The sequence below is a fragment of the Streptomyces sp. NPDC001339 genome, from assembly GCF_042895955.1.
Taxonomy (GTDB): Bacteria; Actinomycetota; Actinomycetes; order Streptomycetales; family Streptomycetaceae; genus Streptomyces.
Genome location: NZ_JBIAWT010000018.1, coordinates 46,977 through 65,092 on the forward strand (window position 1 = coordinate 46,977; position 18,116 = coordinate 65,092).

Here is an 18,116-nt window from a genome sequence, read left to right on the forward strand (position 1 = left end):
CGGCAGTACATTTCCCCGCCGGAGCGGGGGTGATCCGGACGGGTGTCGGCAGTTGGAATGAGCTGTCCCGCCCTGCGGGACTAGCATGCGGAAGGACAGGGAGGGGACCGACCCCTAACTGCCTGACCGCTCTGAGGAGCGATTAACGATGTTCGAGAGGTTCACCGACCGTGCGCGGCGGGTTGTCGTCCTGGCTCAGGAAGAAGCCCGGATGCTCAACCACAACTACATCGGCACCGAGCACATCCTCCTGGGCCTGATCCACGAGGGTGAGGGTGTCGCCGCTAAGGCCCTGGAGAGCCTCGGGATTTCGCTCGAGGCGGTCCGCCAGCAGGTGGAGGAGATCATCGGCCAGGGCCAGCAGGCCCCGTCCGGGCACATTCCCTTCACCCCGCGTGCCAAGAAGGTCCTGGAGCTGTCGCTCCGCGAGGCCCTCCAGCTCGGCCACAACTACATCGGCACGGAGCACATCCTGCTCGGCCTGATCCGCGAGGGCGAGGGCGTCGCAGCCCAGGTCCTGGTGAAGCTGGGCGCCGATCTCAACCGGGTGCGGCAGCAGGTCATCCAGCTGCTCTCCGGCTACCAGGGCAAGGAGGCCGCCACGGCCGGCGGCCCCGCCGAGGGCACGCCCTCGACCTCCCTCGTCCTGGACCAGTTCGGCCGCAACCTCACCCAGGCCGCCCGCGAATCCAAGCTCGACCCGGTCATCGGGCGCGAGAAGGAGATCGAGCGGGTCATGCAGGTGCTCTCGCGCCGTACGAAGAACAACCCGGTCCTCATCGGCGAGCCCGGCGTCGGCAAGACGGCGGTCGTCGAGGGCCTGGCCCAGGCCATCGTCAAGGGCGAGGTGCCCGAGACCCTCAAGGACAAGCACCTCTACACCCTCGACCTCGGCGCCCTGGTCGCCGGCTCCCGCTACAGGGGTGACTTCGAAGAGCGCCTGAAGAAGGTCCTCAAGGAGATCCGCACCCGCGGCGACATCATCCTGTTCATCGACGAGCTCCACACCCTCGTGGGTGCGGGCGCCGCCGAGGGCGCGATCGACGCCGCCAGCATCCTCAAGCCCATGCTGGCGCGAGGCGAGCTGCAGACCATCGGTGCCACCACGCTCGACGAGTACCGCAAGCACCTGGAGAAGGACGCCGCGCTGGAGCGCCGCTTCCAGCCCATCCAGGTCGCCGAGCCGTCGCTGCCGCACACCATCGAGATCCTCAAGGGTCTGCGGGACCGCTACGAAGCGCACCACCGCGTCTCCATCACGGACTCCGCGCTGGTCGCGGCGGCCACCCTCGCCGACCGCTACATCTCCGACCGGTTCCTGCCGGACAAGGCCATCGACCTGATCGACGAGGCCGGCTCCCGGATGCGGATCCGCCGGATGACCGCGCCGCCGGACCTGCGCGAATTCGACGAGAAGATCGCCGATGTGCGCCGGGAGAAGGAGTCCGCGATCGACTCGCAGGACTTCGAGATGGCCGCGGGCCTGCGCGACAAGGAGAAGCAGCTCCTGGCCGCCAAGGCGAAGCGGGAGAAGGAGTGGAAGGCCGGCGACATGGACGTCGTCGCCGAGGTGGACGAGGAGCTGATCGCCGAGGTCCTGGCCACGGCCACGGGCATCCCGGTCTTCAAGCTCACCGAGGAGGAGTCCAGCCGCCTGCTCCGCATGGAGGACGAGCTCCACAAGCGCGTCATCGGGCAGAAGGACGCCATCAAGGCGCTCTCCCAGGCCATCCGCCGTACCCGCGCCGGCCTGAAGGACCCCAAGCGTCCCGGTGGCTCGTTCATCTTCGCCGGCCCGTCCGGTGTCGGTAAGACCGAGCTGTCCAAGACGCTCGCCGAGTTCCTCTTCGGCGACGAGGACGCCCTGATCTCCCTCGACATGTCGGAGTTCAGCGAGAAGCACACCGTCTCGCGGCTGTTCGGCTCGCCCCCCGGCTACGTCGGCTACGAAGAGGGCGGTCAGCTGACGGAGAAGGTCCGCCGCAAGCCGTTCTCGGTCGTCCTCTTCGACGAGGTCGAGAAGGCCCACCCGGACATCTTCAACTCGCTGCTGCAGATCCTGGAGGACGGTCGCCTGACCGACTCCCAGGGCCGGGTCGTGGACTTCAAGAACACCGTCATCATCATGACGACCAACCTCGGCACCCGGGACATCTCCAAGGGCTTCAACCTCGGCTTCGCGGCCCAGGGCGACGTCAAGACCGGCTACGAACGGATGAAGGCCAAGGTCAACGAGGAGCTCAAGCAGCACTTCCGGCCCGAGTTCCTCAACCGTGTCGACGACACCGTCGTCTTCCACCAGCTCACCGAGGAAGACATCATCCAGATCGTCGACCTGATGATCGCCAAGGTGGACGAGCGGCTCAAGGACCGCGACATGGGCATCGAGCTCAGCGGCGAGGCCAAGAAGATGCTGGCCAAGCGCGGGTACGACCCGGTGCTCGGCGCCCGTCCGCTGCGCCGCACGATCCAGCGCGAGATCGAGGACGCCCTCTCGGAGAAGATCCTCTTCGCCGAGCTGCGTCCGGGCCACATCGTGGTCGTCGATGTCGAGGGCGAGGGGGAGAACGCCAAGTTCACCTTCCGCGGCGAGGAGAAGGCGGCCCTGCCGGACGCCCCGCCGATCGAGTCCGCCACCGGCGGCTCGGGCCCGAACCTGAGCAAGGACGCCTGATCCTGATAAGCGACACCTGAGCCGTTAAGCGGCGCAGGCAACGCACACAGATAAGGGACTGCCCCGAAACCGTGAGAAACGGTTTCGGGGCAGTCCCTTTTCGGGTGGGGACCATTTTCGGCCATGAACTCTGAATCCAGCCATCCAGCCATCCAGGCATCCGGGTATCCAGTCATCCAGCTATGTGGCCATCCGCCATCCCGCCTTCGGGCGGCGTGGCGCTGTGTGGTGTGGTGGCGGTCACGAATTCGGCGATCCCGATAGTGCGGTGAATGGAATATCGGGCGGATCCGGGTAATCCACATCACACGTTTTCGAGTAACCCAGTTCACATGGAGGGGAAATTGGATCTCTTCCTGTCGTGATATGGCGCACAGGGATTCCGGGACTACTAGAGGGGTTAGGGGAGGGGAGAGGGTGACGGCCGGGGATTCGCGGCGGATGCGGCAGGGGCGGCAGAGGCGGTCGGCCGGGGTGCGGCTGCGCCCGTGCCGTACAGGGCAGAAACCACTGATCAGGGGGCTGTGGTGGGTGCCCGAGCGCGTCCCCTCCTGTCCGTTTTGAGGGGGTTGGTGGGGATGGGCTCGGTGAATGCGAGAGGGATATTCCCTCGTCCGTCATACGGGGTGCGGTAGTAGAAAGGGCCCCTTGGCGAGGGGCTTGATGCGGGTTACCAAGGGATGGCGCTCCCGGTCCGCAGCCGGGAAACCAATCAATTTCCCCGGAGGGTAAACCCGCATGTCGAAGTCCACCGCCATACGTAATTCCAAGAAGTCCGTGCTGCGTAACCGCGTCGCCGTCGTGGCCGCCGGTATCGGCATCACCGCGGCGCTCGGCGCCGGTGTCGCCTCCGCCGCCGACAGCGGGCTGCTGGGTCTCACCTCGGGCGTCGGCTCGACCGTCGCCGCCCAGGCCGACGCTCAGGTCAAGGCCGCCGCCGACGCCCAGCAGGCCGCTGCGAAGGCGAAGCAGGACGCGGCGAAGAAGGCCAACGCGTGGGTGACGCCGCTGGACAAGTACACCCTCGGCTCCACCTTCGGTCTCGCCGGCAACATGTGGTCGCACAGCCACAGCGGTCAGGACTTCGTCGCATCGAGCGGCACCCCGGTCAAGGCCGTGCACGGTGGCACCGTCGTCAAGGCCGGCCTGAACATCGACGGCCCCGCGTACGGCAACGCCATCGTGATCAAGCACGACAACGGCATGTACTCCCAGTACGCACACCTGTCATCGGTGCAGATCAAGGTCGGTCAGAACGTCTCCACCGGCCAGCAGATCGGCCTGGTCGGCAGCACCGGCAACTCCACCGGTCCCCACCTGCACTTCGAGGTCCGCACCGGCCCCAACTACGGGACGGGCATCGAGCCGACCGGATTCCTGCGGGCTCACGGCGTGACCGTCTGATCACGTCTGAGCTGAATCCGGCCGGACTGGCCGGCGGCTCGGCGGGTTTGCCGCCGTGACCAGTTCTGTGGCGACCTCGAGGAAAGCCCTGCGCTTGTCCTCGGGGTCGCCTTCCAGGCTTTGGGCGGCGAAGAGATGGGCCTGCAGGGCGAACAGCGCCGTGATGCAGCGCACCTGATCCACCAGCTCGGCATCGGGCTCCTTGAGGAACCCGGAGAGGGTCAGCAGACGCTGCCGGAAGCTCTCGCCGATGGTCAGCTCGCGCACCGTCGCCTGGTTCTGGTGCATGAAGTGGAAGAAGGGCCCGGCGGAGCGCAGGCACTCGCTGTACTCGCTGATCAGCCGCTGCTTGGTCTCCAGGGTGCGCGGCTGCCCCTCGGCCCAGGCGATCAGCTCGTCGATGGGCCTGGTCACGTCCTGGAACACACTGATGACGATGTCTTCCTTGGACTTGAAGTGGTAGTAGAGCGCCGCCTTGGTGACCTCCAGCCGCTCGGCGATCTCGCGTAGTGAGGTCTTGTCGTAGCCCTGCTCGGCGAACAGCTCCAGAGCGACGTCCTGAATGCGCTGTCGGGTGTTCCCCCTGCGCGCCTGCGGTGTGCTCACGGTGCTTCTCCTGCTTGTCGGTACTGGTCAGAGGGCTGCCCAGGCGGGTTCCAGAGAAACTTACTTGACGCCCGGCTAGTAGGTCACCTACCTTCTCCAGCGTAGTGAACTAGCCGGTCGGCAAGTAAGTGGGAGTGGAACAATGGGGAAGTCGCGATCCGCGACCCCGACGGGGGAGAGAACAACATCCGGCGCGTCCGCGACGGCGGACGGACCGCAGCCCGCGTCCCCAGCGGGCGCGGACGGGGACAAGCAGCCGGCGAGCGTACGCGTCGTGCTCTTCGCGCTGATGATCGCGATGCTGCTCGCCATGCTGGACAACATGATCGTCGGCACCGCGATGCCGACCATCGTCGGCGAGCTCGGCGGAATGAGCCACCTTTCCTGGGTGGTCACCGCCTACACCCTCGCCACCGCGGCCTCCACACCCATCTGGGGCAAGCTCGGCGACATGTACGGACGCAAGGGCGTCTTCCTCACCTCCATCGTGATCTTCCTGATCGGCTCGGCGCTCTCCGGCATGGCCCAGGACATGGGCCAGCTGATCGGCTTCCGCGCCGTACAGGGCCTGGGCGCGGGCGGTCTGATGGTCGGCGTCATGGCGATCATCGGTGACCTGATCCCGCCGCGGGAACGCGGCAAGTACCAGGGCATGATGGCCGGTGTCATGGCCGTCGCCATGATCGGCGGACCGCTGGTCGGCGGCACCCTCACCGACCACCTCGGCTGGCGCTGGAGCTTCTACATCAACCTGCCGCTCGGCGCGGTCGCCCTGGTCATGATCACCACGGTGCTGCACCTGCCGAAGAAGCGGTCGCAGACCCGGATCGACTATGTGGGCGCCGCGCTGCTCACCCTCGGCATCACGGCCCTGGTGCTGATCACCACCTGGGGCGGCACCGAGTACGACTGGCTCTCCAGCCAGATCGTCGGCCTCGGCATCGCCGGTGTGCTGGCGCTGGTGGCCTTTGTCCTGGTGGAGCGCAAGGTCAGCGAGCCGGTGCTGCCGCTGCACATCTTCCGTAACGGCAACTTCTCGCTCGTCACCGTCATCGGCTTCCTGGTCGGCTTTGTGATGTTCGGGTCGATGACGTTCCTGCCGCTGTTCCAGCAGACCGTGCAGGGCGCCTCGGCCACCAACTCGGGTCTGCTGCTGCTTCCGATGCTGCTGGCGATGATGGCCGTCTCGCTGGTCGCCGGCCGGTTCACCACCCAGACCGGCAAGTACAAGATCTTCGTCGTGGGCGGCGGCGCGCTGATCACCGCGGGGCTGGCGCTGCTGTCCCTCATGGACACCGGCACCACGCGCTTCACCTCGGGTGCCTTCATGGCGGTGCTCGGCGTTGGTATGGGCTTCCTGATGCAGACCACCATGCTGATAGCCCAGAACAGCGTCGAGATGAAGGACATGGGCGTCGGCTCCTCGTCCGCCACCCTCTTCCGTACGATCGGCGGCTCCTTCGGCGTCGCGATCTTCGGTGCGATCTTCACCAGTCAGGTGCAGTCCACAATGACCGAACGGATCGGCAAGGCCGCCGAGAAGATCACCAGCGGTGGGGCCCAGATGGACCCGAAGAGCCTGGCCAAGCTCCCGCCGATGGTCAAGGACGCGTACGCGCACGCGGTGGCCTCCGGCACCCACCAGGTCTTCGTCTGGGGCGCGGTGGTCAGCGTCATCGGCTTCGCGGCGGCGTGGTTCCTGAAGGAAGTACCGCTGCGCGGCGGGCCCGCCAAGCCGGCGGAGAACCCGGAGGGTGGGGACGCTCCGGTGGACCGGGTGGCAGTGGCGGAGACCGTCTGACCCGGCCTGCGTTCTCGGCCCCGAGGCGGCCCCCGGCATCCGTGCCGGGGGCCGCCCGCCGTATCGGGGCACCGTATTGCGGCACCGGCAGGACGGCCGGTCCGGGGCGATTACCGGTCCGGGACGACTACCGGCCCGGAAGAGACGACTACCGGTCCGGAAGATGGATGACCGGAAAGCTCCCCGTGTTCGTCGGCGCGTTCTCCGGCAGCCACAGCACGGACACCGCCCCGGTCGAGCCGTCCGTGAGCTCATCCGCGTTACGGAAGGTGAGCCGGGCGCCCAGCACCCGGGCCTGGCCGGTCGCGATCGTCAGGCCCAGGCCGTGGCCGCGGCCGGCCCGGTCGCTGCTGCCGGTGCGGAACCGGCTCGGCCCCTCCCGGAGCAGCGCCTCCGGGAAGCCCGGGCCGTGGTCGCGGACCCGCAGCACCCTGCCCTCGACGGTGACCTCGATCGGCGGCCTGCCGTGCCGGGCGGCGTTCGCGATGAGATTGCCCAGGATCCGCTCCAGGCGGCGCGGATCCGTGGTGACCTCGGCGTCCCGTACGACCTCGACGGTGATGTCCGGGTCGAGGGCCCGGACCCGGCGGATCACGAACTCGCCGAGCGCGACGTCCTGGAGCTCGGCGCGCTCGGCGTAGCCGTCGAGCCGGGCCACCTCCAGCACGTCCTCGACCAGGGTGCGCAGCGCCTGCGCCCGGTCCCGTACCAGCTCCGACGGGCGGCCGGGCGGCAGCAGTTCGGCCGCGGTGAGCAGGCCGGTGACCGGTGTGCGCAGCTCATGGGCGATATCGGCGGTCACCCGGCGCTCGGCCTCGATGCGCTCCTGAAGGGCGTCCGACATCGCGTCGACGGCCCAGGCCAGATCGTCGGTCTCGTCGTGCACCCGCCCGCCGCCGACCTCGTCACGGATCCGCACCGCGGTGTCCCCGTCGGCCAGCTTGCCGGCCGCCGCGGCCGCCTTGCGCAGCCGCTTGGACAGCCGTCCGCCGACCAGTACGCCCAGCGCACAGCCACCGACCACCACCGCGGTCGAGCCGACGAGCAGCGCCCGGTCCAGGTCCTCCAGAACGGCGAAGCGGTCCGGGAAGTGGTCGTGCATGGACAGCACCCGGCCGTCGCCCAGCGGCGAGGCGGCCCAGACCTCGGGAGCGGTCTCCCCGGTGTCCTGGAGGTAGGTGGCCCGCTCGCCCTTGGCGATCCCCGCGCGCAGCTCCCGCGGCATCGCCGGATCGTCGAGCTTCGCGCCGAACTGCAGCCGGTTGGTGGACTCGAAGATCTTCTGCGTGAAGTTGAGCCGCTCGATCTGCACATCCCGGCTGTTGTCGAGCATCGAATGCCGGGCCGCGTTGTGTACGACAATGCTCAGCGCGACCGCGACCAGCGCTCCGACGAGCGCGATCGCGGCGCTGAGCTTCCATCTCAGCCCCGTCCGCAGGGCCAGTCTGACCACCGGAGGTGTCAGCCTCTCAGCTTGTATCCAAAGCCCCGGACCGTTTCGATCCGGTCCTGGCCGATCTTGCCGCGCAGCCGCTGGACATGGACGTCCACGACCCGGGTGTCACCGCCCCAGCCGTAGTCCCAGACCCGCTCCAGCAGCTGGTCCCGCGACAGGACCGTACCCGGGGCGTTGGAGAACTCCAGCAGCAGCCGCATCTCGGTGGGCGTCAGCGCGACGTTCTGGCCGCCTTTGCGCACCTCCATGCCCTCTGTGTCGACCTCGAGATCACCGAAGCGCAGCACCGACTCGACGGGCACGCCCGCCTCGTCCGCCGCCGGTTTACCGCCGTCCGGCCCGCTGGCGTGGCCGAAGCGGCGCAGCACGGCGCGGATCCGGGCGACCAGCACCGCACCGTCGAACGGCTTGGTGACGTAGTCGTCCGCGCCCGCCTCCAGGCCCAGCACCACATCGATCGAGTCGGCACGCGCCGACAGCATGATCACCGGCACCGTCGACTCGTCACGGATCCGCCGGCACAGGCTGACGCCGTCCAGCCCCGGCACCATCACATCCAGCAGGGCGATGTCGGGGCGGTTGGCGCGGAACGCCTCCAGGCCCGCAAGCCCGTCCGGCATAGCGGTGACCACGAACCCGTCCCGCTCCAGGGCGAGTTGGGTGGCCTCACGGATGACGTCGTCGTCCTCGACGAAGAGGACATGGGTCTCGGCCATGTGGTTCTCTCAGCCCTCCGATACCGCACTGTCGTCCGGCGTGCCGCCGGCGACCGTGGTCTTGCTGTAGTCGGTGTGATACTTCTCGTGCTCGGCGAAGCGGTCCTTGGTCCAGCGGTACACCACCACGTTCTCACCGGACGGGCAGCACACTTTGTCACTGGGCGCGTAGGTCTGTGTGGAGATCTCCAGCTCACCCTTGCTGATCCCCGCGTGGACCGACGGCTGCTCATTCGCGTACACGTTGTCATACCCGTCCCGCGCGCCGCTGCTCCTGCGGTAGACGTACGAGCCGATGCCCACGGAATCCGCGCAGGTCATGACGTTGACGATGACATCCGGAGCCTCGCTGCCGGTCAGTGACGCATAGGTCACATCGATCGCGTACTCATCGGCCGCACAGGGCTTGTACAGGGACTTCTTCACATCCGCGCTGACCTTGGGGTCGTCCTTCATCAGGTGGACGATGTCGGCCTTCGTGGCACCGGTGGGAGCGCTGGGAGCGGGGGTGGGAGAAGTGGGGGCAGTGGGAGCAGTGGGGGCGGGAGTGGCGGCGCGGCCGGGCGCGGTGCTCGCGCTCGCCGTGCCCTTCGACGCGGTCGAGCTGCTCGCCGAACCCTCGGGGCGGACGCCCTCGGCCCCGGAATGACATCCGGCCAGCAGAAGGCCGACGGCGGCCACACCTGCCGTGGCCGCGCCGCCTCTGGTCAACCCGATCCTGGGCCACCTGTTCCTGGACAATCCGTACCCGCTCACCGTGCTGCTCGCACAGCTGCCGCTCCTGCTGCTGCCGTTCCTGATGTGATTGTCGCGCGCCGAGCTGTGAACCGTACGGCATCGGTGGACGTGACGGCTTCCGTGACCGTTCTCACAGATCGTTCGTACGGGCCGTACGCACGGGCCGTTCTCACACGTGACGCCACTGCCACCACTACCACTGCTGCCACCACCGCTTCCGCTGATACGGCACTGGTGGCGCGCCGCGGGGTCAGGCCGCGCAGCGCTCCCTTTCCTGCACACCACGTCCCTGCACACCACGTCCCTGCGCACCGCGCTCCAGCACCCGAGCGTCGATGTCGCGCGACTCCAGCTCCTGGCGCAGCCGGGCCAGCGCGCGGTGCAGGGTGCTCTTGACCGTTCCGGTGGACATGCCGAGCGCGGCAGCGGTCTCCTCGGTGCTCATCTGCTCCCAGTGCCGCAGTACGACGACGCTGCGCTGCTTCGGGGCCAGCACCCCGAGGATGTCCATCAGCAGGGCACGGTCCGCGCGCTGCTCGGTGCCGTCGTCCACGCTCGCGTCCGGGAGCTGCTCGGTGGGCACCTCCTCCAGCTTGCGCGCCCGCCACCACTCCGTCCGAGTGTTGATCATGACGCGGCGGAGGTAGGCGTCCGCCAGCGACTTGTCCGCTATGCCGTCCCAGCGGCCGTAGGTGCGGACCAGGGCCGTCTGGAGGAGGTCCTGGGCGTCAACCGGATCGGGAACCAGGCGCCTGGCACTGCGCAGCAGGGCCTCCTGCCGCGTACGCACGTACTCTTCGAAGTCCAGTACCTTGCCGCCGCTGGTCGCCATGTTGACGCCTCCGATCCGCTTGCGATTCCCCACGTTGTCCGTGCCGGCGGTCGTCTCCAGCACGGGGAAGACGCTACGGAGGGGGTGTTGCGGCGTAGTGTGCGTGGGCCCCACAGCGAGTGCACGGAAAACCCTCGGTTGTGTAACAGCCCGCTGGGGGTCATACCTCGGACGGACGGGGGGCTTGCGCGCGTCATCCTTCGGACGGACGTGCGGCCCGTCATAAGGTCTACGCGCGCTCCGAGGCCGTGTTCCGAGGCTGCGATCGAACGGCGTCACGTCAGGGCGAGACGTTTTCAGCTGTGCCGGCCCAGTGGCTGACGGCGACTCAGGAGCCGGAGCGGCAGCGGGCCGGGCACGGCCGCCGCAGCAGCGGCCGCCCCCACATCCTGGCAATTGTGACAGCCGCGTGACGGCGGCAGCACGGGTACAGCTACAGCTGCGTGTGAGTACGCGTGCGTACGCGTGTGTACGTGCACGTGTATGTGCACGTACGTATGCGTACGTGTGAGGCGGCGGCAACCGGCAACGTCAGCCGGCCGATGCCGCCGGCCAGGCCAGCGGCAGACGACGAGGCAGCCGGCCAGGCCGGCGGCAGACGACGAGACGGCCGACACCGGGCCGGCGGCAGCCGGAACGGGTGACTGAGCCGGGACGGGTGACCCGGAACGGGTGACCCGGAACGGGTGACTAAGTCAGCGGCAGCCGGTACCGGCCCCCGCCCACCGGCTCCACCAGACCGTCCGAGACCAGCCCGTCCAGTGCCCGGGCCCGTTGCACCGGCTCGTCCCATACCGCGTCCAGCACCACCTGCGGTACCGGTGTCACCGACTCACGCAGGACGGCGAGCAGCTTGCCGCGCACCTGGCGGTCGGTCCCCGCGTACGTCTGGGTGCGCCGCGCCGGACCGTCGTGCGCCGGGGAACCGGCCAGCCGCCAGGCGCACTGCGCGGCGATCGGACAGCGGTGGCACTCCGGGGAGCGCGCCGTGCACACCAGCGCACCCAGCTCCATGGTCGCCGCCGCCCAGCGCGCAGCGACATGCTCGTCCCCGGGCAGCAGCTGACGGGCGAGTTTGCGCTCCGCCGCGGTGGTGGCGTTCGGCGGGTACTCCCGGCCGGCCACCGCGCGGGCGAACACCCGGCGCACATTGGTGTCCAGCACCGCGTGCCGCTGCCCGTACGCGAACGACGCCACCGCGGCGGCGGTGTACTCGCCGACACCGGGCAGTGCCAGCAACTGGCCGTGCTCGCGCGGTACGTCACCGCCGTGCCGCTCCTGTATGGCGGACGCGGCGGCGTGCAGGCGCAAAGCGCGCCGCGGATAGCCGAGGCGGCCCCAGGCCCGTACCGCCTCGCCGGGTGCCTCGGCGGCCAGGTCGGCGGGGCGCGGCCAGCGGGCCAGCCACTGCTCGTACACCGGCAGCACTCTGCTGACCGGAGTCTGCTGCAGCATGAACTCGCTCACCATCACACCCCAGGCGCCCGCCTCGGGGCGGCGCCAGGGCAGATCGCGGGCGTGCTCGTCGAACCAGTCGGTGACCGGGCCGTGCAGCTCGGTCCCGTCTGCGGCCCCCGCGGCCGGAACGGCGGCGGAGGCGGTCTCGGCGGCGGCGGTCGGGGCAGGAGAGGTGACAGGCGTCGAAGTCATGGCACCGCCGATCCTGGCACGTTCCCCCGCGCCCCGGAAACGCACCGGGCCCGCCCCGCCGCGCGCCCACCCGCACGCAGGACGGCCGCATACGCACGGGTGGCCGCTACCGGCGGTACGTAACGAAGGGAACTAATAACTCTCTGTAATCGTTGCCGAGATATTGGAGGCGACGCGCGAGGATGCGGGACGCGCGAGGAGAGGATGCGGGCAGAGGCTGTCGGCGCGCGGGCACGCGACAGTGGACGACATGAGGGCTGAGGGATGACGACATGAGGCTCAGGGGCGGCGACGGCGGACGACATGGGGGCTGAGGGATGAGGGGCGCGACGGCGGCATGACGGGCACGACGAAGGCGGGCGGACATGGCGAAGACAGGTGACACGAACGCCCCGGGTGACACGAACGACCCGGGCGGCGTGCCGGTGAAGGTTCCGGAGCCGATCCGGCGGGCGCTGGCCGTGCACACGACGCTGACACTGGCGTACGTGGACGAGGACGGGCCGCAGGCCTGCGCGGTGCTGTACGCCATGGATGCCACGGAGGGCGGGGTGAAGCTGTACTTCGTCACCGCGGTCACGACCCGGCATGGCCGGGCTCTGGCCGGGCCCGGGCCGGGCGGTGCCGGTGAGCCCCGTGACGCCGGCGCTGGTGGGCCCGGTGACGCCAGGGTCGCGTTTACGGCGCAGCGGGACGGCCAGGAGTGGAGCGGGCTCACGGGGCTTCAGGGGCGTGGCCGCTGCCGCGTGCTGACCGGCGCCGAGCGGGCGATCGGCTGGCGGGTCTACACGGAGCGCTTCCCCTTCGTCGAGGCGAGCGATCAGCTGCGTACCGCCCTGGAGCGCACCACCCTGTGGGAGTTGCGCCCCGACTGGCTGCGGCTGATCGACAACGGACAAGGTTTCGGCCACAAAGAGGAGTGGCGGCGGACGGCGGACGAGTAAGCGGGGGGGGGGGGGGACGGCCGGAGGCCCGTAGGGCGGCTGATCGCGCCTCGACTGTTTTTGCCTCGGCCGTCTGTGCCTCGTATGTGCCTCGTATCTACGCCTTGACGAGTACGCGCCAGCGGCCGGAGCGCATGCGGTGCACCAGGTTGGTGACCGGACGGCTGAGCAGGGCGGCGGTGAGGGCTGCCACGGCTGCGCCCAGGGCGAGGCCGGCCGCCACGTCGTGCGGGTAGTGGACGCCCACGAACACGCGGGAGAAGCCGGTCAGCAGGGCGACCGGCAGGGCCAGCCAGCAGGCGGCCCGCCAGGCGACGGCGATGCCCACCGCCAGTGCCGCGGCGATCGTCGAGTGGTTGCTGGGGAAGGACCAGTCGCCCTCGGGCGGGCACCGCACGATCGAGGCGGCTGCCCCGGCGACCGCACGGCATGGCCGTTCCTCGTCGACCACGCTCTTGACGATCTCGCTCAGCAGGTAGGCGACGGCGGTAGCTATCGGCACCAGTACCGCGAGTGCGACCGAGCGCGCCGTACCGCTACGGGCCCGCCACCACCCCACGACCGCCACGGCCATGAGGAGCAGGATCCCGGCCTCGGTGCCGATGTCGGCCAGGGTGCGGAGCCAGTTGGGTGCGTCGTGTGCGAGGTCGGTGATGTCGCGGTAGAGGCTGGTGCTGTTCATGACCGATGAGCGTACGTTTCCGGGCCGGCCGGGGGCGGTGGATGAACGTCGCAAGGCACGTCTGATGAACGTGGAGTGTAGGGATGGCGAATTCGAGGGTGCGCCTTGTTCGGGGGCGTGTGCCCGTACGCCGGTGAGGGGCGTGTGCCCGTACGTCCGTAAGGGGCGTGTCCGTGCGTACGGAGGTGTGTTCGTGCGCACGGAGGCGTGTCCGTACGCGTCTGATCGGCGGTGGGGGCGTCTGGGGGTGGACTGGTGGTGGAGGGGGGTAGGTGTTGGCTAACGGGGCATCAGGGTGTGAGGGCGGGAAAGGCGGTCGCGATGGCGGTGCCGAGCGGATTATGTGAAAAGTTGCAGCCTGATGCGGCGGGTAGTGGCCGGTGTGACTGCGGATCTCTCGTAGAGTTTCCGCGTGGGATCACTGCGCAATCCGATCGGGCCGCTTCCCTCCTCCATCTACTGGCGGCGGAGGGCCGTTGCGCTGGCCATCGTCGTACTCCTCGTGCTTCTGATCGTGTGGGTCCTGAGTCTGGGCGGCGACAGTGCCAACGGCGGCGACGAGGGCAAGGGGGGCGCGCGCGGCAAGGAGCCCGCGACGTCCATCACGCCGGGGCCTTCCTCCAGCGGCCCGGCGATCAGTCAAAAGCCGGGCGGGCGCGATGAGTCGAGCGGCGGTGGGGAGGCCGGCTCGGGCTCCGGTTCCGGCGGCGGCTCGGGGGCTTCGGGCGGCGGTAGCGGCGGTTCCGGTGGTGGATCCGGCTCCGGCGGCGCCGGATCGGGCGGTTCCGGGGGCGGCGCCCTCGGTCAGGGCTCCGGCAGTGTGGTGCCGGCCGACTCGAAGCTGCCCAACTGCGCCTATCCGAAGGTGGAGTTGGAGCTGGAGAGCGTCAAGAGTTCCTACGCACCCGACGGGAAGCCGAAGTTCGAGCTGACGGTCAAGAACGCCGATGGTGCGGCGTGCAAGGTGGACCTCGGGCAGAAGGCGTCCGTGCTGACGATCACCGACGCGTCGGGTGACGACCGGGTGTGGGCCTCGAACGACTGCCCCTCGGGTACGGCCCCCACTCTGCTGGAGGTGCCGGCGAAGGGTTCCGTGAAGCGCACGATCGAGTGGGACCGCCGGGCCAGCAGCCCGCAGTGTGTGACGCCGAGTTCGGCCCTGGTGCCGAACGGCAAGTATGTGATCGAGGCGAAGGTGCCGGGGTTGAAGGCGGTCCGTACGTCGTTCGTGCTCGATGAAAGCTGAGCGGAGCGCATCAAGGTTCAGTGCTGAGCGCTCAGTGCTCAGTGCTCGGTGCTCAGTGCTCGGTGGGGCGGTGTCGGGGGCGCTGAGCGGAGCGGCGTCGGGGTGCCGGAGCGCCGGGGGGCCTGTAGTAGGGGGTGGGCGGGGGTGTCCCGTAGGGGGAAGTCGAACGGATTCCCTAGGGGGAGCAAGGCCCCCCGGTAGGCCACAACGTGGCGGGGGCGGGGAGTGTTCCCGCCGGGTGTTGTGGGGTGTGCCCACCCGGGCAGGGCGGGGTAGGCCCTGGACGTACCGCTCGGCGTAGAAAGGCGTAGAAACAGGCCCTATCGCCAGACGTACCGCTCGGCGTAGAGATCGAGCCCTCGTGCAGGTAGGCCCTAGACGTACCGCTCCAGGATGGAGGACTCCGCGAGCCTGGAGAGGCCCTCGCGGACCGAGCGGGCGCGGGCCTCGCCGACGCCGTCTACCGTCTGGAGGTCGTCGACGCTGGCGGCGAGCAGTTTCTGGAGGCCGCCGAAGTGGTCGACGAGACGGTCGATGACGGTGCCGGGAAGGCGGGGGACCTTGGCCAGCAGGCGGAAGCCGCGGGGGGAGATCGCGGAGTCGAGGGTTTCGGGGGCGCCGCTGTAGCCCAACGCGCGGGCGACGATGGGGAGTTCCAGCAGCTCGGTGTGGGTGAGGGAGTCGAGCTCGGCGAGCGCCTCGGCGACCGTGCGGGAGCGCTTGGCGGTGGGCTCGGGGACGTAGTCGCGGACGACCAGTTCGCGTTCCGGCTCCACGCCGGCGATCAGCTCTTCGAGCTGGAGGGCGAGGAGCCGTCCGTCCGTGCCGAGCTCGACGACGTACTCGGCGATCTCGGTGGCGATGCGGCGGACCATCTCCAGGCGCTGGGCGACCGCGGTGACATCGCGGACGGTGACCAGGTCCTCGATCTCCAGGGCGGAGAGGGTGCCGGCCACCTCGTCGAGACGGAGCTTGTAGCGCTCCAGGGTCGCCAGGGCCTGGTTGGCGCGGGAGAGGATCGCGGCGGACTCCTCCAGGACGCGGCGTTCGCCGTCGACGTAGAGGGCGATCAGGCGCATGGACTGACTGACCGAGACGACCGGGAAGCCGGCCTGGATGGAGACGCGCTGGGCGGTGCGGTGGCGGGTGCCGGTCTCCTCGGTGGGGATGGAGGCGTCCGGGACCAACTGGACGCCGGCGCGGAGGATCTTGGTGATGTCCTTGTCGATGACGAGGGCGCCGTCGAGTTTGCAGAGTTCGCGAAGGCGGGTGGCGGTGAATTCGACGTCGAGGACGAAGCCGCCGGTGCACATGGACTCGACGGTCTTGTCGAAGCCCAGCACGATCAGGCCGCCCGTATTGCCGCGGAGGATGCGCTCCAGACCGTCGCGCAGGGCGGTACCGGGAGCGACGGCGCTGAGCGAGGCGCGCATCAGGCTCTCGGTGCCGGAGGTGCCACCGGACCTGCCGGGAGTCGATGCCCGGTCGTTGACTGCCACTGCACTCCTCCGTCGCAAGGTCGCTCGGTCCGCAGGCCGCCCGCCCATGCTGCGGTTCGACGTACCAGCGGAGCGTACGTGGCCGACAGGCAATTCTGCGGGGACGGGCGGGACCAGGGAAAAGTCTACCGGCGTACGCCCTCTTCCCGTGGGGCCTCGTTTCCAGGCGCCCGCTCGCCTGCCTGCCCGCTCGCCTGCCCGACTGCCTGCCCGCCTGCTCACCTGCCCGCCCGCTTGCCTGCAAGCCCCTGCATTCCTACGGGGCCTGGTCTTTCCCTTCCCTGTCTTTCTTTCCCCGCCTACGGCCCCTCGCCTTCCTACCGGGCCCCCTAGCCTTCCCGCGCGGCGTCCCGGTCTTCCCGAGGGGCCTCCCGGCGTACGCGCTTGGGCAGGACGCTCAGTGCCTGCCCGACGTCGGCGACCTCCAGGACCCGCATCCCGTCGGGGATCTTGCCCGGGTCGGAGGGGACCAGGGCGTGGGTGAAGCCGAGCCGGGCGGCCTCGGACAGCCGGCGCTGGACTCCGGTGACCCGTCTGACCTCGCCGGCGAGCCCCACCTCCCCGATGGCGACCAGGTTCTTGGGGAGCGGGGTGTCGCTGGCCGCGCTGGCCAGGGCGAGGGCCACGGCGAGATCGGCGGCGGGCTCGGTCAGCTTCACCCCGCCGACGGTGGCGCTGTAGATGTCGCGTTTGCCGAGGGCGTTGATCCGGCCGCGCTGCTCCAGGACGGCGAGCATCATCGAGACCCGGGAGGTCTCCAGGCCGGAGGTGGTGCGCCGGGGCGAGGGGATCTGGGAGTCGACGGTCAGCGCCTGGACCTCGGCGACCAGGGGGCGGCGGCCCTCCAGCGTCACCGTGAGGCAGGTGCCGGGCACCGGTTCGGCGCGGCGGGTGAGAAACAGGCCGGAGGGGTCGGCGAGGCCGGTGATCCCCTCATCGTGCAGTTCGAAGCAGCCGACCTCGTCGGTGGTGCCGTAGCGGTTCTTGACGCCGCGGACCAGGCGCAGGCGGGCGTGCCGGTCACCCTCGAAGTGGAGGACGACGTCGACGAGGTGCTCCAGGAGGCGGGGGCCGGCGATGGCGCCGTCCTTGGTGACGTGGCCCACCAGGAGGGTGGACATACCGCGTTCCTTGGAGGCCCGGATCAGGGCGCCGGCGACCTCGCGGACCTGGGCCATACCGCCGGGGGCGCCGTCGATCTCGGGGGAGGCGACGGTCTGGACGGAGTCGAGGATGAGGAGGGAGGGCTTGACGGTGTCGAGGTGGCCGAGGACGGCGGAGAGGTCGGTCTCGGCGGCGAGGTAGAGGTGGTCGTCGATGGCGCCGATACGGTCGGCGCGCAGCCGCACCTGGCTCGCGGACTCCTCGCCGGTGACGTAGAGGGTGCGGTGGTCGTCGGAGGCGGCCTTGGCGGCGGCGTCCAGGAGGAGGGTGGACTTGCCGACGCCGGGTTCGCCGGCGAGGAGCACGACGGCGCCGGGGACCAGGCCGCCGCCGAGCACCCGGTCCAGCTCGGCCACGCCCGTGGAGCGGGCGGTGGCCTGCCGGCCGTCGACCTGGCCGATGGGCAGGGCGGCGGCGGTGACCCGGCCGGGCGCGGTCGTCCGCACGGCGGGGGCGCCGCCGAACTCCTCGACCGTGCCCCACGCCTGGCACTCGGGGCAGCGGCCGAGCCACTTGGCCGTGGTCCAGCCGCATTCGGTGCAGCGGTAGGAGGGGCGCTCCTTGCCCGACGATTTACGCGTTGCCATGGAGTCACCGTAGCGGTGGGGTCTGACAGCGCCCCCGCGCGGAGGTCCCGACCTTGCGATGGGCGCCCTCGAGTCGCAGCGCGTCCGTGCGGCGTCTGCTTGCGTCGAGTGGGTGGC

Annotated in this window: 15 protein-coding genes; 6 read left to right on the top strand and 9 right to left on the bottom strand. The window is 69.7% G+C overall.

Annotation, left to right across the window (positions count from 1 at the left end):
- Positions 1–148 precede the first annotated feature (148 nt).
- Together ACFY12_RS33480 and ACFY12_RS33485 are read left to right on the top strand one after the other, a co-directional pair.
- Positions 149–2,674: an ATP-dependent Clp protease ATP-binding subunit gene (locus ACFY12_RS33480; RefSeq protein WP_390719737.1), complete on the top strand. Its 2,526-nt coding sequence runs from the start codon at positions 149–151 to the stop codon at positions 2,672–2,674.
- A 738-nt stretch (positions 2,675–3,412) separates the two neighbouring features.
- Positions 3,413–4,078: a M23 family metallopeptidase gene (locus ACFY12_RS33485; protein WP_390719738.1), complete on the top strand. Its 666-nt coding sequence runs from the start codon at positions 3,413–3,415 to the stop codon at positions 4,076–4,078.
- On the opposite strand, the gene ACFY12_RS33490 is transcribed toward ACFY12_RS33485, so the two are convergent.
- Positions 4,079–4,684, bottom strand: a complete 606-nt coding sequence (locus ACFY12_RS33490; protein ID WP_390719739.1) for a TetR/AcrR family transcriptional regulator — start codon at positions 4,682–4,684, stop codon at positions 4,079–4,081.
- A 289-nt stretch (positions 4,685–4,973) separates the two neighbouring features.
- Here ACFY12_RS33490 and ACFY12_RS33495 point away from each other — a divergent pair, with 289 nt between their 5' ends.
- Positions 4,974–6,485: an MDR family MFS transporter gene (locus ACFY12_RS33495; protein WP_390719775.1), complete on the top strand. Its 1,512-nt coding sequence runs from the start codon at positions 4,974–4,976 to the stop codon at positions 6,483–6,485.
- A 148-nt stretch (positions 6,486–6,633) separates the two neighbouring features.
- On the opposite strand, the gene cseC is transcribed toward ACFY12_RS33495, so the two are convergent.
- The 3 genes from cseC to ACFY12_RS33510 are packed head-to-tail and all read right to left on the bottom strand — an operon-like array spanning position 6,634 to position 9,113.
- Positions 6,634–7,938, bottom strand: a complete 1,305-nt coding sequence (gene cseC, locus ACFY12_RS33500) for a two-component system sensor histidine kinase CseC (protein ID WP_390719740.1) — start codon at positions 7,936–7,938, stop codon at positions 6,634–6,636.
- A gap of 8 nt (positions 7,939–7,946) precedes the next feature.
- Complete coding sequence (gene cseB, locus ACFY12_RS33505) at positions 7,947–8,657, bottom strand: two-component system response regulator CseB (protein ID WP_390719741.1); 711 nt, start codon at positions 8,655–8,657, stop codon at positions 7,947–7,949.
- A gap of 9 nt (positions 8,658–8,666) precedes the next feature.
- Positions 8,667–9,113 carry a hypothetical protein gene (locus ACFY12_RS33510; protein WP_390719742.1) on the bottom strand — a complete coding sequence of 149 codons (447 nt, stop codon included), beginning with the start codon at positions 9,111–9,113 and terminating at the stop codon, positions 8,667–8,669.
- Positions 9,114–9,183: 70 nt separating this feature from the next.
- Between ACFY12_RS33510 and ACFY12_RS33515 the strand changes: the two genes are divergently transcribed.
- The gene (locus ACFY12_RS33515) at positions 9,184–9,306 is read left to right on the top strand and encodes a hypothetical protein (protein WP_390719743.1); all 123 of its coding nucleotides are present in this window, start codon (positions 9,184–9,186) and stop codon (positions 9,304–9,306) included.
- A gap of 339 nt (positions 9,307–9,645) precedes the next feature.
- On the opposite strand, the gene ACFY12_RS33520 is transcribed toward ACFY12_RS33515, so the two are convergent.
- Both ACFY12_RS33520 and ACFY12_RS33525 read right to left on the bottom strand, forming a co-directional pair.
- Positions 9,646–10,227, bottom strand: a complete 582-nt coding sequence (locus tag ACFY12_RS33520; protein WP_390719776.1) for a SigE family RNA polymerase sigma factor — start codon at positions 10,225–10,227, stop codon at positions 9,646–9,648.
- Between the two features lie 690 nt (positions 10,228–10,917).
- Positions 10,918–11,877 carry an A/G-specific adenine glycosylase gene (locus ACFY12_RS33525; protein ID WP_390719744.1) on the bottom strand — a complete coding sequence of 320 codons (960 nt, stop codon included), beginning with the start codon at positions 11,875–11,877 and terminating at the stop codon, positions 10,918–10,920.
- 365 nt (positions 11,878–12,242) lie between these two features.
- On the opposite strand from ACFY12_RS33525, the gene ACFY12_RS33530 reads away from it, so the two are divergent.
- Entirely contained in the window at positions 12,243–12,821 is a 579-nt protein-coding gene (locus ACFY12_RS33530; protein WP_390719745.1) for a pyridoxamine 5'-phosphate oxidase, read from the top strand.
- A 97-nt stretch (positions 12,822–12,918) separates the two neighbouring features.
- Here the strand turns inward: ACFY12_RS33530 and ACFY12_RS33535 are convergent, their stop codons facing one another.
- Positions 12,919–13,503: a phosphatase PAP2 family protein gene (locus tag ACFY12_RS33535; RefSeq protein ID WP_390719746.1), complete on the bottom strand. Its 585-nt coding sequence runs from the start codon at positions 13,501–13,503 to the stop codon at positions 12,919–12,921.
- A gap of 412 nt (positions 13,504–13,915) precedes the next feature.
- On the opposite strand from ACFY12_RS33535, the gene ACFY12_RS33540 reads away from it, so the two are divergent.
- The gene (locus ACFY12_RS33540; protein WP_390719747.1) at positions 13,916–14,749 is read left to right on the top strand and encodes a hypothetical protein; all 834 of its coding nucleotides are present in this window, start codon (positions 13,916–13,918) and stop codon (positions 14,747–14,749) included.
- A 374-nt stretch (positions 14,750–15,123) separates the two neighbouring features.
- On the opposite strand, the gene disA is transcribed toward ACFY12_RS33540, so the two are convergent.
- Both disA and radA read right to left on the bottom strand, forming a co-directional pair.
- On the bottom strand, positions 15,124–16,248 hold the full coding sequence (gene disA, locus ACFY12_RS33545; RefSeq protein ID WP_390719748.1) for a DNA integrity scanning diadenylate cyclase DisA: 1,125 nt from the start codon (positions 16,246–16,248) through the stop codon (positions 15,124–15,126).
- 329 nt (positions 16,249–16,577) lie between these two features.
- Positions 16,578–17,999: a DNA repair protein RadA gene (gene radA / locus ACFY12_RS33550; RefSeq protein ID WP_390719749.1), complete on the bottom strand. Its 1,422-nt coding sequence runs from the start codon at positions 17,997–17,999 to the stop codon at positions 16,578–16,580.
- Between the last annotated feature and the right edge of the window lie 117 nt (positions 18,000–18,116).